General features: G+C 43.3%; 16 protein-coding genes. 13 read left to right on the top strand and 3 right to left on the bottom strand.

Annotation, left to right across the window (positions count from 1 at the left end):
- Positions 1 to 161: 161 nt before the first annotated feature.
- Positions 162 to 566, top strand: coding sequence for a GNAT family N-acetyltransferase (locus EEJ45_RS00005; RefSeq protein WP_124562742.1), 405 nt, complete (start codon positions 162 to 164; stop codon positions 564 to 566).
- 172 nt (positions 567 to 738) lie between these two features.
- Here EEJ45_RS00005 and EEJ45_RS00010 read toward each other — a convergent pair whose 3' ends face one another.
- Both EEJ45_RS00010 and EEJ45_RS00015 read right to left on the bottom strand, forming a co-directional pair.
- Positions 739 to 1,098, bottom strand: a complete 360-nt coding sequence (locus EEJ45_RS00010) for a VOC family protein (protein ID WP_124563175.1) — start codon at positions 1,096 to 1,098, stop codon at positions 739 to 741.
- Complete coding sequence (locus tag EEJ45_RS00015) at positions 1,098 to 1,967, bottom strand: AraC family transcriptional regulator (RefSeq protein WP_124562743.1); 870 nt, start codon at positions 1,965 to 1,967, stop codon at positions 1,098 to 1,100. Before EEJ45_RS00015 ends, EEJ45_RS00010 begins: the two co-directional genes overlap by 1 nt.
- A gap of 162 nt (positions 1,968 to 2,129) precedes the next feature.
- On the opposite strand from EEJ45_RS00015, the gene EEJ45_RS00020 reads away from it, so the two are divergent.
- The 11 genes from EEJ45_RS00020 to EEJ45_RS00065 all read left to right on the top strand — a co-directional run bounded on the left by EEJ45_RS00020 (position 2,130) and on the right by EEJ45_RS00065 (position 11,059).
- Positions 2,130 to 2,579: a hypothetical protein gene (locus EEJ45_RS00020; protein WP_124562744.1), complete on the top strand. Its 450-nt coding sequence runs from the start codon at positions 2,130 to 2,132 to the stop codon at positions 2,577 to 2,579.
- Positions 2,580 to 2,696: 117 nt separating this feature from the next.
- The gene (locus tag EEJ45_RS00025; RefSeq protein ID WP_124562745.1) at positions 2,697 to 3,278 is read left to right on the top strand and encodes a DUF4352 domain-containing protein; all 582 of its coding nucleotides are present in this window, start codon (positions 2,697 to 2,699) and stop codon (positions 3,276 to 3,278) included.
- 812 nt (positions 3,279 to 4,090) lie between these two features.
- On the top strand, positions 4,091 to 4,387 hold the full coding sequence (locus tag EEJ45_RS18910; protein WP_342769320.1) for an NUDIX domain-containing protein: 297 nt from the start codon (positions 4,091 to 4,093) through the stop codon (positions 4,385 to 4,387).
- A complete protein-coding gene (locus tag EEJ45_RS18915) occupies positions 4,353 to 4,694 on the top strand; it encodes a hypothetical protein (protein ID WP_342769321.1) in 342 nt (113 codons plus the stop codon). The genes EEJ45_RS18910 and EEJ45_RS18915 overlap by 35 nt, the downstream gene beginning before the upstream one ends.
- Before the next feature lie 19 nt (positions 4,695 to 4,713).
- Complete coding sequence (locus EEJ45_RS00035) at positions 4,714 to 5,262, top strand: cysteine hydrolase family protein (protein ID WP_124562746.1); 549 nt, start codon at positions 4,714 to 4,716, stop codon at positions 5,260 to 5,262.
- Between the two features lie 13 nt (positions 5,263 to 5,275).
- On the top strand, positions 5,276 to 6,733 hold the full coding sequence (locus tag EEJ45_RS00040) for a nicotinate phosphoribosyltransferase (protein WP_124562747.1): 1,458 nt from the start codon (positions 5,276 to 5,278) through the stop codon (positions 6,731 to 6,733).
- Between the two features lie 91 nt (positions 6,734 to 6,824).
- The gene (locus EEJ45_RS00045; RefSeq protein ID WP_342769323.1) at positions 6,825 to 7,340 is read left to right on the top strand and encodes a nicotinate-nicotinamide nucleotide adenylyltransferase; all 516 of its coding nucleotides are present in this window, start codon (positions 6,825 to 6,827) and stop codon (positions 7,338 to 7,340) included.
- Positions 7,341 to 7,586: 246 nt separating this feature from the next.
- A complete protein-coding gene (locus tag EEJ45_RS00050; RefSeq protein WP_124562749.1) occupies positions 7,587 to 8,018 on the top strand; it encodes a MarR family winged helix-turn-helix transcriptional regulator in 432 nt (143 codons plus the stop codon).
- Between the two features lie 63 nt (positions 8,019 to 8,081).
- Positions 8,082 to 9,413, top strand: a complete 1,332-nt coding sequence (locus EEJ45_RS00055; protein ID WP_124562750.1) for an MFS transporter — start codon at positions 8,082 to 8,084, stop codon at positions 9,411 to 9,413.
- 353 nt (positions 9,414 to 9,766) lie between these two features.
- Positions 9,767 to 10,564, top strand: coding sequence for a hypothetical protein (locus tag EEJ45_RS00060; RefSeq protein WP_124562751.1), 798 nt, complete (start codon positions 9,767 to 9,769; stop codon positions 10,562 to 10,564).
- A gap of 48 nt (positions 10,565 to 10,612) precedes the next feature.
- Entirely contained in the window at positions 10,613 to 11,059 is a 447-nt protein-coding gene (locus EEJ45_RS00065; RefSeq protein ID WP_124562752.1) for a hypothetical protein, read from the top strand.
- A 64-nt stretch (positions 11,060 to 11,123) separates the two neighbouring features.
- Here EEJ45_RS00065 and EEJ45_RS00070 read toward each other — a convergent pair whose 3' ends face one another.
- Complete coding sequence (locus EEJ45_RS00070; RefSeq protein ID WP_124562753.1) at positions 11,124 to 11,618, bottom strand: lactoylglutathione lyase family protein; 495 nt, start codon at positions 11,616 to 11,618, stop codon at positions 11,124 to 11,126.
- A 139-nt stretch (positions 11,619 to 11,757) separates the two neighbouring features.
- Between EEJ45_RS00070 and EEJ45_RS00075 the strand changes: the two genes are divergently transcribed.
- Positions 11,758 to 12,093, top strand: coding sequence for a winged helix-turn-helix transcriptional regulator (locus EEJ45_RS00075; protein ID WP_124562754.1), 336 nt, complete (start codon positions 11,758 to 11,760; stop codon positions 12,091 to 12,093).
- Positions 12,094 to 12,319: the final 226 nt, after the last annotated feature.

A 12,319-nucleotide genomic window follows, 5' to 3' on the forward strand; every position in this document is an offset into this window, starting at 1 on the left:
AGCATAATCATATATAGAGCATGGAATAGGCTCAATAGCTAAGTCAATTTCGTACCGTGAGGTACGATTACCTTAGAAGCCCCCACCTCTAAGCGAAGCGTAGGTGGCGGGTAGTTCACTCCAATCAACAACTTGACTAAAAAATAGGGGGGTGATGGAGTATGATATATACGCATTCATCAGAAGGTATTACGGCAGACATGTTAACAGGATTTTTCGTTGGATGGCCCAATCCGCCAAAGCCGCAAACACACTTGCAATTGCTACAAAATAGCAACAAGGTTATCTTGGCAATCGACGAGCAAACGAATCAAGTAGTGGGATTTATCACTGCCATTAGCGACGGTGTTCTTTCCGCTTACATTCCGCTGCTGGAAGTATTGCCTGCCTATCAGCAAAAAGGAATTGGCAAGGAGCTAATGACCCGTATGCTGAAAGAACTGGAACATATATATATGATCGATTTGTGCTGTGACGACGACTTACTGCCTTATTACGAAGAATTTGGCATGATGCGATCCAACGGTATGCTGCTGCGAAATTATCACAGGCAGTCAGGTGAATGATAAGAAAAGAGGCTGGGACATCACTGCATCATGTAACTCTAAAACTGAAAGAATCGAGAAGAAACAACACTAATAAATGAAAAGTCCGAACTAAAATGAATTCTGAGTAGAGAATTCCGACTAATAGTTCGGATTTTTCTTTGGTCAAAAACCTTTTGTCCCAACCTTTTTTCTATGCGCCCACTAGTACAAATACATGCCCATCCGGTGCTTGCATCACAGCAACATGACCGCCAAGTGGGTTAGGGAAAGGCGTTCGAATCCACCGGACATCCGAGCGCGGCCGCAATGCTTCATATACCGCCCAGACATTCTCTACCACAATTTCTATATCTGCCATTTGCAGGTGCGGATTGTTTTTCAAAACGAGCTCGGTATTTCCTTGAGGAAAGCGCATTCCAACCAATTTCCATCTCTCTTCGTCATCTTGATACACATCCCAAGCCTTTTCTAAACCCATTGCCTCATAAAAAGCAATTGAGCTTTCGATATGAGCGCTGTAAATCGCAATGCATTCCATTCGCTTCCACATCATGCTTTAGGAACAATGGGAATCCAAATTTCAGAGTAGTAATCTTCCTTCATTGCGTCTTCTAATGGATATACCTCGAGCTCCGCCGCGCCGGCTGGTCGGTATGGATTAGATGGAAACCATTCAGAGTAAATCCGGTTCCACATATCCTGCATCGCATGCGGCATCGGACCGTGTACTTCAAAAATTGCATAGGTTGCCGGTGCTAACGTAAGACGCTCGAGGTGCTTTGGTGTGTCGGCAGTATCATGTGCTGCGGCAATCCAGTACTCGATGGTTTTCGCCTGTGCGTCTAGCGCGCGGCAAACACCGAGTACACCTTTAACTACACCGTTGTTTAAAGATACTAATTCATCATTCATACCGTTTTGATGCACTTCTGCCCACATCTTCGGGATTTCCCGCTGTTGTTCATTGTTTTCGCACGAAAAGGTGCGCTTCACACCCACAATTGAAAAGACCTCTTTTTCTTCCATTCTCACTTTCATTGGATCCGCTCCTTTTAATAGAACTGAGATGACCAAACGATTGTATACAGTTAAGCCGGCGGGTGCTCCTTTTACTTCAGACGGTGGGAGCCCGTGCTGACGTTTGAATGCTTTTGCGAACGCTTCTGGTGTTTCATAGCCATACTTTAGTGCCGTATCTAGCACACGGGCGTTATGAAATGCCAATTCTTGTCCTGCTAGTGTCAAACGCCTTTTCCTGACATAATCACCCACGCTCATTCCAGTTAACACAGAGAACAAACGCTGAAAGTGAAACACCGATATATGGGCCCGCTTCGCAGCTTCCTCTACAGAATACCCCTTCGTCAAACCATTTTCCAAATAATCAATCGCCGCCTGTAATTCTTCCGTCCATCCCATATGATCACCTCGCTTCTTCAGTATAACGCGTGCGTTTGTTTTGCACCTGTTCATTTCTGCTTATTGCTGACAGATGTATCGTACCAAATTTTTGTAACGTGCCATATATGTTGCCGCATTCTTTTTTACAATAAAGCTATAAAAACGAATGGAGGAGAAGCAATGAACGTGAAAGCCTTTTTAACAGATGTCATGAAACGAGGCGAAGGGGTATTTGTACGAACGGTATTGCCCGTGGAAAATCTAGAAAACTTTGATCTACCAAGGATTTTAGACAAGTCCTATACGGTAGAGGAGTTGTGCTGTGTACTTCAGGAAGGGCAATACGTATATGTCAACTTCACAAGCAGTGTCACACATGGAAAAGCGCAAACGATTATGGGTTCATCATATGTGATGGAGGCGCAGCGCGTACCGGGCGCATTTCTGGCTGGTGCCGGTACGATTGGGTATTTGCTTTGGCAGGAAGCAGACGAAGTAAAGGTATGTCCCGCTTTACTCGAGGAAGATCATATACAGCCTCTGTCAAGTGCGGGTGTATTTGCGGAGGAGATGTCACACTATCTGAATTCATTTCAAACGGTAGAGAATAGGTACGCGCACAGCCTATAATGTGGCTTGCAAATTTTTGAAAAGATATTATTTATGCGACGTAAATAGTGCCGCATTACATTCTATTATAAGGTTGTAAACAGCAACCATTATATATAACCTAGGAGGAATGAAACCATGGCAAAGGAAAAAGTGAAAAAACCGTTTTACAAGAAATTTTGGTTTTGGGTGCTAGCGGTAATTGTAATCGCAGTAGCAGTAAACGGCGGAGAGGAAAGCAAAGAGACTGCAGCGCAACCAGCGAAAGTTGAAAAAGCAGCGGAACCGGCAAAAACAGAGAAGGCAGCGAAAAAAGTGTTTGGCTTGAACGAAGCCGTTACAGTCGATAAGTTTACGTATACGGTAAAAAGTGTCAATGAGACGAATAAACTGTCAAATGTTCTTGGTGATAAAACAACGTCTGGTAAATTCGTCATTGTGGAAGTAGATGTGAAAAATGGTGATAAAAAAGCACGTCTGGTAGATGGAGAGATGTTCCGCATCAAAGCGGGCGGTAACGAATACGAGGCTAATATCGAGTATGATATGTACGTAAATGAAGGTGATATTGGCTTCTTCTTAAAAGAAATCAATCCTGGCATCTCTAAAGCAGGTAAAGTCGTCTTCGAACTGCCAGCCGATGTAGCAAGCTACGATTTAGAAGTATCCTCTGGTCTGGGCTGGTCCGGTGGCAAATATGAAATGATTAAGCTAAAATAAAGCCTGATGTTGCGAACCGGCACTTGTTGATGGGGGTGGGCTCTCTGGCTACCGCAGAACGCGAACCTTCGTAACGGAAATCAACAATGAACTTTAGCAGAGTCAAATAAAAACAGGACCTATCACAATATTGGTGATAGGTCTTTTCATGATAAAGGGGGTGTATACCCTTTGCGAACTGAATCTGAAGATACATACGAAAGGCCTCTAGTGTCAGAGGCCTTTTTCTTTATCGATTTATAAATTGAATTGATATGAACTTTGTCCAGCTAAGTGTAACCTATCTAAGATTAGGTGTCCCGCAAGAGTGTTTCGCAGACCACGAGAGAGAGAAAATCTGAGGTTAGGTGCCCCGCAAGAGCGTCTCACGGACCACAAGAGAGAGAAAATCTGAGGTTAGGTGTCCCGCAAGAGTGTTTCGCAGACCACGAGAGAGAGAAAATCTGAGGTTAGGTGTCCCGCAAGAGCGTCTCACGGACCACAAGAGAGAGAAAATCTGAGGTTAGGTGTCCCGCAAGCGTGTTTCGCAGACCACGAGAGAGGAAACTTGAGGTTAGGTGTCCCGCAAGAAAAACTGCCATGATTCGTGCACAATTAGTCACACGTGTTCGAGCTGCTTGACGACGAAGGAAATCGCCTGCGAATTGTTCATCAGCGAGAAAACAATCCGGACTATATCAACAAGGCGAGGGACTTGCAAGTCATAGAAACTTTTATATAGACTTTTCAAATCAATTACATATAATAAACAAATTGTTAATTAAAAAGAGGTGCATCTCCTATGAGCAACGAAAAGGAAATGGAGCAATACGATGTCCGCAAGTACCATACATCAAACGGACATCGCAGTGTTCACGATTGTGTCCGATTACAGTGAGCCGTTGATGACGCTACAAATCATGCTGATTAAGCGCGCCGTCCGTACTGCAAAAGGGCACTACAATATAGAATGTAGCAAATGGGCATTGCCGGGCGGTTTTGTGCAGCCAGATGAAACAGCGTTGCAGGCGGCAAAGCGTGAACTTGCGGAGGAAACAGGTATCACTGACATTCATATGAAGCATGTTGGTATGTATGACAGACCGGGACGTGACCCGCGCGGCAGATGACGCAGCAGAGGTAGCCTTGTTTGGGATGGAGGAGGCGCTGAAGCTTAACCTTGCGTTTGACCACCATGATATTATCACCGATGCAATTCGCATTATACGAGAGGATTTACTGCAGGCGGTGTTAAAAACCGTAACGAACGATCCGGTCATTACTAGTGAAGCAAGCTTCTTGCATAAAATCGAAAATTTTCCATTTATTCATCCTGTAGCAGGCAGAAAAACACAACGTACATTAAAAATACCAGCGCAGCTGTTTGAGTTTATAGACAGGAATGTCGTAAAATCAATTTATACGGCGCGTTATTAAAAGAAGAGGAGGATATACTATCATGAAAGCACTACTGAACATTGATTACACTAATGATTTTATCGCGGCGGACGGCGCACTTACATGCGGCGAGCCGGGGCAAGCAATTGAAGCGGAGCTTGTTCGCTTAACAAAGGAATTCATTGAAAGCGGTAACTATGTTGTGTTCGCGATTGATTTGCATGAAAAAGGCGATACATATCATCCAGAAACGAAATTGTTCCCGCCGCACAATATTAGAAATACAGAAGGTCGTAAGTTGTACGGCGCACTCGAGCCCTTATATCAAGAAAACAAAGATAAATCCAATGTATATTGGATGGATAAAACGCGCTATAGCGCATTTGCGGGCACTGATTTGGAGACGAAACTGCGCGAGCGCGGCATCACAGAGGTACATATCGTGGGCTGCTGTACCGATATTTGCTGCTTGCATACAGCAGTGGATGCGTACAATAAAGGCTTTTCCATCGTGATTCATGAAAAAGCGGTCGCAAGCTTTAACCAGGTTGGCCATGATTGGGCGCTGGGGCATTTTAAAATGACGTTGGGAGCCGAAGTAAGATAGGGAGGAAACAAAGATGAGCGCGACGTATCGAGACGACAGTTTTTCGTTGCATACCGATTTATATCAAATTAATATGGCGAAAACATATTGGCAAGACGGTATTCATGAAAAACGAGCTGTATTTGAGGTGTTTTTTCGTAGATTGCCGTTTGGCAACGGTTTTGCTGTGTTCGCAGGTCTGGAGCGCCTAATTCAGTATTTACAGGACTTTCACCTCACAGAAAGTGATCTTGCATATTTACGCGAGGAGCTTCATTATGAAGAGGATTTTCTCACATACTTAAAAGGAATTCGTTTTACTGGTACGGTACGCTCCATGCGAGAAGGAGAATTGGTATTTGCCAATGAGCCAATATTACGTATTGAAGCGCCCCTTGTAGAAGCGCAGCTCATTGAAACAGCTGTTCTCAACATCATTAACTATCAAACACTCATTGCGACAAAAGCAGCTCGTATTAAGACTGTCATCGGTGAGCAACAGGCATTGGAGTTTGGCACAAGACGCGCCCATGAAATGGATGCTGCTGTCTGGGGTACGCGCGCTGCATTTATCGGTGGCTTTTCCGCAACGTCCAATGTGCGCGCTGGTAAGCTGTTTGGTATACCAGTTGCTGGTACGCACGCGCACGCGCTGGTTCAGGCATATCGCGATGAATATACGGCGTTTCGCAAATATGCGGAAAGTCACCGCGATTGTGTGTTTTTGGTTGATACGTACGATACTTTAAAATCGGGTGTACCGAACGCGATTCGCGTCGCACAAGAGATGGGCGATCGTATTATATTTAAAGGCATTCGCCTTGATAGTGGCGATTTAGCGTATTTATCCAAAGAAGCACGCAAAATGCTAGATGCGGCAGGATTTACAGAAACCAAAATTATTGCTTCTAATGACCTCAACGAGGAAACAATCATTAACTTGCGTTCGCAAGGTGCGCGCATCGATATGTGGGGCATTGGTACGAAAGTAATTACCGCTTACGATCAACCTGCGCTCGGTGCGGTATACAAAATGGTATCTATTGAGGACAATGGAGAAATGGTTGATACCATTAAAATTAGCGCCAATCCAGAAAAAGTGACCACGCCCGGCCTTAAGCGTGTGTACCGTATCATTAACAAAACAAATGGTAAATCCGAAGGTGATTATATTGCGCTTGCGCATGAAAATCCGCAGGCGGAGCATCATTTAAAAATGTTCCATCCTGTTCATACCTTCGTCAGCAAGTTTGTCACAAACTTTGAAGCGCGCGATTTACATCATATTATTTTTGACAGTGGCAAGCTAGTCTATGAATCACCATCCTTACAAGAGATACAAGCTTTTTTAAAAGAAAATTTGAATATACTTTGGGATGAATACAAACGCTCTCTCATGCCGGAGGAGTATCCGGTTGACTTGTCGCAGGCATGCTGGGACAATAAAATGTTACGCATTAAAGAAGTACAAGAAAAAGTGATGAGGCGATAAAAATAGGTGTGTTCGGCTCTTCATTTAATCCAATCACGGATTCGCATTTTTTATGGCGAAAACCCTTGCGGATCTGTGTGGCTTTCGATTCGTGGAATTTGTACCCTGCTGTCAGTACCGCGGTGATGGAAAGGTGACAAAAACGAGCGACAAGCATCGCTGGAATATGCTTCAGCTTGCTATTCGCAACAATACGCTCTTTCGTGCCGATGACTATGATATGAAAGAGCGTGCGGGTATCGGTAAACAGTATACATATTTTACTATGGAGTATTTTATTATGGGTGCAGATTTACTTGCGGATATTGATAATCCGGAAATGCCAATTCATAGACACTGGAAGTACCGTGAAGAACTCATTCGTGAAAATAAGTTTGTCATCATGTCACATGGTGGCATCGACATGCCAAAGGTAATCTCGAAAAGTTTGCTTCTGCGAAAATATCATGATGTCACGCGCTTTCACCTTGTTGATAAAGGAATCGCAATGGAGGTTGGCTCCAAATATATTCGCGATGAAATTGGGATGGGACGCTATCCAAGGTACTTGATGCGAGATGAAGTGTATGACTATATTATGAAGCATAGGGTATATAGTAAGGAATAAAAGCAGCGCTGTGCTGCTTTTATTTTATGGCTGTGTTAAAGAATTAGCACTTGTTGATTGGAGTGAAGGTAGTGAGACTCCTGCGGGAAAAGTGAATCAAAGGGAGACCCCGATACAACTGGAGTATATATTGCATGTAGTATAGACATATTTCTGTATCATTGGGTAATTGCTAGCATGAAAATACTTGCATAAACAACTATTTTTTTATATACTACAATCGTAAACAAAAAAGGAGGTTCTCACATGAACTACGAGCTTCGAGAATCGCTTGGTTTTATCATTAATAGTGCGGGAAGAGCCATGTCAAATCGTTTGGTGCATAACATAAAGCAAGCGGGAGTTGATTTGACCTTTGAGCAATGGACTGTGTTGAATGTATTGTGGGACCGAGATGGGAGACCACAAACCGATTTAGCCTGCATGACGGATCGAGACCAGCCTAGTACATCTCGTATTGTAGATAACTTAATGAAAAGGGGGCTTGTTTGCAGAAAAGCAGATGCAAAGGATCGCCGCGTGAAGCTTATCTATTTGACCGAAGAAGGAAAGGCGCTGAAGAGCGCTGCCGTTACCGAGGCGCAGCGTACCATCGAAGAGGCAAGTGAAGGGATTAGTCCGGCGTCTGTGGAGTTATGCAAAGAGGTACTTCGAAAAATCGCTGCAAATTTGCAGTAATTTTTCTATTAAAATACTTGTTTAAACAACTATCTTAACTTGAGATAAAAGAGGTGTTTCATCATGATTCTATCCAAACAAGCAATTCGCCTGCTTAGCTTTTTACTAATTATTTCTGTTATGAATGCAACGATGTTTAATGTTGCGTTACCGACAATTGCTAGTGACTTTGCTTTGTCTCCGTCACAAGTGAGCTGGGTCGTAACAGGATACATTATTGTATATGCAATTGGTTCAGTCGTATATGGTAAACTTGCCGACCAATATCAGCTCAAGTACTTATTAACAGGAGGACTTGGCGTTTTTGCGCTTGGTTCGCTCTTTGGTTTATTGGCGCAAAACTACAGCATACTTATCGGTGCCCGCCTACTGCAATCACTTGGTGCATCTGTTATTCCGGCTGTAGCGATGAGTGTGCCTGTTAAATATGTAGAGCCAGAAAATAGAGGCAAGGTGTTAGGTATTATTTCCTCCTCGCTTGCATTCGGTACTGCCATCGGTCCTATTATTTCTGGATTATTTACAGGTAGTATGGGCTGGCGTTATTTGTTTTTGATTTCTTTGTTAGCGTTACTAACGTTACCTGGTTTTTGGAAGAATTTGCCCAAGGATCAACCGCAGCGAGGACGTGTGGATGTACTAGGTGCGGGGCTTTTGGCTGCTACCATAGCAGCTGTAATGCTTGCCATTACAAATAGCAACACCGTGATGCTTATGATGGTCTTGCTTGCCGGCACTTTATTTATATGGCGTTCTAAACGAACCGCATATCCGTTTTTAAATATGGAGCTATTCACGAATAAACAGTACGGTAAGGCGTTGCTGGTTAGCTTTTTGTTCTCCGGTGCTGTATTTGGCGTAACATTCATTACTCCTATCATGCTTGCGCGTTTGAATAACTTACCGCCTGCTGAAATCGGTTTTATGATGTTTCCAGGTGCTTTAGCGGCAGCTCTTCTTGGTAGAGTTGGAGGCGTATTAACAGATAGAAAGGGAAGCAGCGTGACAGTTGTAACAGCCTTTGGTATGCTGATGCTTGCGTATATGGGATTGTCGACGGTTTCTGGACAAAGCAAATGGTTCATCCTTGCATTTCTTATTTTGGCTAACATTGGCTTTACCTTCGGACAAACAGCTATGGCAAGTTTGGTATCGGGCGCACTTGCGCGTGAACAAGCTGGAGCGGGTATGGGTGTTTTCTCCATGCTGAATTTTATAGCAAGTGCATTAATCGGCGCTATCATGGGGAAAATCCTAGATGCTTCGTCGCATCGTATTAGTGTGAACCTACTTGTGCAAGAGAAATCAGCTTTTTTATTCAGTAATAGCTATCTGATTTGCTTGGCACTGCTCTTATTGGCTTCTCTAGTTTTTATGCGTTTGCGCCGCAAGTGATGGCTTATACATGTTATCTTTTGTTTATAAAGGAGGCAGGGGTACGATTCTTTATGAAAACTTCGAAAGCCACATGGATATGAGATTAAGTTAGTTCTCATCTCCAAAAGCATATCGCATTGAAAATTGTACCGACGGGAACATGGGGTGATTGGTCATCCGGTGCAGCTACTTTACAAATTTAAAATGTGGTTGTAACAGGCAATTGAATGAAAAAGACTCCGTATAGGAAATGGAACAGGGGTCTTTTTCTTGTATATTGGTGGGAAAAGAATATACTCGCCAAAACAGAAAAGAAACTGGTAAAATACATAATAAAGCGATTACATTCTTAACAGTCAGGAGTTAACATCATGTCAAAACAAACCTTACAACAGCAAATTGCAGTCTGGCAAGAATATACAGGAGATGACCGCGAAGTATTTTATACGATGTACGAAGATGTACTGCGCAACTTATTAACACAAGACGAAATCTATACGATTATGGGACCTGAAGCGGACGAGGCGGAACTGGCCAACGAAACAGCACCGATGTTTTGTGGTTTGAACGCTGAGGGTGTGCCAAGCTTTTGGTTGTTTTCAGAACGTGAAATTGCGGAAACGTTTGCGCGATATTATAGCTTTGAAAAGAACGAGCGTCCGCTCGTGCGCCGCATCAAATTGGATGAAATTACGTTGACGCTATACAGCGGTATGTTCAGCGGCGTGGCGGAGGTCATGATTGACGAAGGTAGCCACTTTGTACGGGCAATTATTTACGATGTAGTAAATCAATGCTTTGTTGTGCAGGGAGAAGAGCCTATTTTGGAGAAAGAAGAATATGTCGTGATGCAACTGCTGAACGACATGCGTTATGGTGGTAAAGAGGCCTTTGTATTACCGAGCAGAGAAAAAGTGGGCGATAATGTTATGTTCAGTTTGTTTGTTCCATATATTGAGGAAGATACGGTTGTTATTTTTACAGATGAAGCAGCCGCAAACGCCGGACGCGACCGAGTTGCTGCCCGTTTTACTGCACCGCAGCTTGCTGAAGTAATCAGACGTGCGCATAGAGCAGGCGCAACACGCGTTGTATTTGATCACGAGGCATTCGACGCGGAAATCTCGGCATCCAAACTAATCAACATTCTCAACCGTATGGAACTGTAAAGGAGGGAGCTTCGTATTCGGGATGTAGTGCAGGACGGAGAGCTAAGTTTGTCGTATTTTCGGCCGCTGTTGGCAGCATACAAAGCGGAGCGCGTGGCTGGGCGCGACGGGTCGCAGTTTTATAATCGCCTAAACGCCAGCCAGCAGGCTTTGTTTATGTTTTATGTGTACTATCAGCATGTGAGAAAAGGAACAGAAGAGTTTTATTGGTGGAGTGCTTATTTTTATGCAAAAGACAAAGACTGGCCGGCCATTGTGCAGGCAGCTGCTTACTTTGATTTGCCAGAGCTCGTCGCATTATTGAAAGAGGTAGAAGAATGGCTGCGCGTGCGCAATTATCCGAAGCAGCTCAGCGGCTTTTCGGTATCGCGTGACGATTTACACAACAATCCCGTTTTGCATGCGGAAATGACTTTATTGGAAAAACGTCTCAAAAGAATTGTTCCAGTAAAAAAAGTAGAGCAATATGTACGAAGCAACCGCCACGAGTTTTAAGAAGGCCCTTTCCCTTATATGGGAAAAGGCCCTTTTTTAATTTGATGCAGAGAAAGCTCCGTAGTTAGTAAGCACCTTGTGAATACGTTAATTCATAGCTATGAGTGTAAATCTCGAAAATGTTTCCAAATGGATCTTCAACGTAAACCATTTTATACGGTTTTTCTCCAGGGTAATATTCTCTAATAGGCATTCGCTGTTTTCCGCCGTGTTGCTTAATTTTTTCTACAAGACCCTCAATGTCTGGGTCTTGAATGCAAAAATGAAAAATACCTGTTTTCCAATACTCAAAGTTATTTTTAGGTGTTTCATTTTGAGGAAATTCAAACAGCTCTATGCCAATTTTATCTCCGGTAGCTAAATGGGCAATTCTGAATGTTTCCCAGTCTTCTCCAAATACGTCTCGACACATTTGACCAATAGGTGTGTCATCATTTTTTACATCTGAAGGCTCCATAATAACATACCAACCAAACACATCAGTATAAAATGTAACAGCTTGCTCTAAGTTCGGTACTGAGAGACCAATATGAGAAAATGTTTTAGGATATGTGAACATAATTTGCATTCCTCCATGATTTTTTTCTAATATAGTGTGTACGATCGAACACATAGCTATTATATTTCGCAATTATTATTCTCGGAAGAACGCACTTTTTTGTAAGAAGCTAACCTAGAGGTAAGAAAGGATTGATTAAATGAAGCCGCAGCTTGATGATACAGGAAAATTGAAATGTTCGATTGAATATACATTAGGAAAGATAGGGGATAAATGGAAAACAGTGATTTTATGGCATTTAGGTGTGGACGGTACATTACGGTATAGTGAATTACATCACTTGCTACCTGGTGTAAGTCATAAAGTACTGACAAAACAGTTAAAAGAACTTGAAGAAGATAATTTACTCAAACGAACGCAGTATAATACGGTACCACCTAAAGTTGAATATTCTTTAACTAGTAAAGGAAGAACGCTAATGCCTATCTTACAGCTGATGCATACATGGGGGAGAGAACATGGAGAAGGTTTCTGACGGAACTGAGGCGTCTCTGAAGAGTTAGCATAAAACCAGTTAGCGCCGCAAGAACGCCTTGTGGGCCACGAGGTGTCGGAGATTTGAGATTAGGTGTCCCGCAAGAGCGTCTCGCGGAGCAGGAGGTGTAGTAGATTTGGGGTTAGGTGTCCCGCAAGAGCGTCTCGCGGAGCAGGAGGTGTAGTAGATTTGAGATTAGGTGTCCCGCAAGAGCGTCTCGCGGAGC

Origin of the sequence: Ectobacillus antri (genome assembly GCF_003852715.1) — a bacterium.
Classification (GTDB): Bacteria; Bacillota; Bacilli; order Bacillales; family Bacillaceae_G; genus Ectobacillus; species Ectobacillus antri.

What these genes read in the sequence shown, in the direction of transcription:
- EEJ45_RS00005 (WP_124562742.1), top strand. Translation starts at nt 162, where the DNA reads ATGATATATACGCATTCATCAGAAGGTATTACGGCAGACATGTTAACA.
- EEJ45_RS18915 (WP_342769321.1), top strand. Translation starts at nt 4,353, where the DNA reads ATGACAGACCGGGACGTGACCCGCGCGGCAGATGACGCAGCAGAGGTA.
- EEJ45_RS00075 (WP_124562754.1), top strand. Translation starts at nt 11,758, where the DNA reads ATGAAGCCGCAGCTTGATGATACAGGAAAATTGAAATGTTCGATTGAA.
- EEJ45_RS18910 (WP_342769320.1), top strand. Translation starts at nt 4,091, where the DNA reads ATGTCCGCAAGTACCATACATCAAACGGACATCGCAGTGTTCACGATT.
- EEJ45_RS00070 (WP_124562753.1), bottom strand. Translation starts at nt 11,618, where the DNA reads ATGTTCACATATCCTAAAACATTTTCTCATATTGGTCTCTCAGTACCG.
- EEJ45_RS00055 (WP_124562750.1), top strand. Translation starts at nt 8,082, where the DNA reads ATGATTCTATCCAAACAAGCAATTCGCCTGCTTAGCTTTTTACTAATT.
- EEJ45_RS00050 (WP_124562749.1), top strand. Translation starts at nt 7,587, where the DNA reads ATGAACTACGAGCTTCGAGAATCGCTTGGTTTTATCATTAATAGTGCG.
- EEJ45_RS00015 (WP_124562743.1), bottom strand. Translation starts at nt 1,967, where the DNA reads ATGGGATGGACGGAAGAATTACAGGCGGCGATTGATTATTTGGAAAAT.
- EEJ45_RS00060 (WP_124562751.1), top strand. Translation starts at nt 9,767, where the DNA reads ATGTCAAAACAAACCTTACAACAGCAAATTGCAGTCTGGCAAGAATAT.
- EEJ45_RS00010 (WP_124563175.1), bottom strand. Translation starts at nt 1,098, where the DNA reads ATGTGGAAGCGAATGGAATGCATTGCGATTTACAGCGCTCATATCGAA.
- EEJ45_RS00020 (WP_124562744.1), top strand. Translation starts at nt 2,130, where the DNA reads ATGAACGTGAAAGCCTTTTTAACAGATGTCATGAAACGAGGCGAAGGG.
- EEJ45_RS00040 (WP_124562747.1), top strand. Translation starts at nt 5,276, where the DNA reads ATGAGCGCGACGTATCGAGACGACAGTTTTTCGTTGCATACCGATTTA.
- EEJ45_RS00025 (WP_124562745.1), top strand. Translation starts at nt 2,697, where the DNA reads ATGGCAAAGGAAAAAGTGAAAAAACCGTTTTACAAGAAATTTTGGTTT.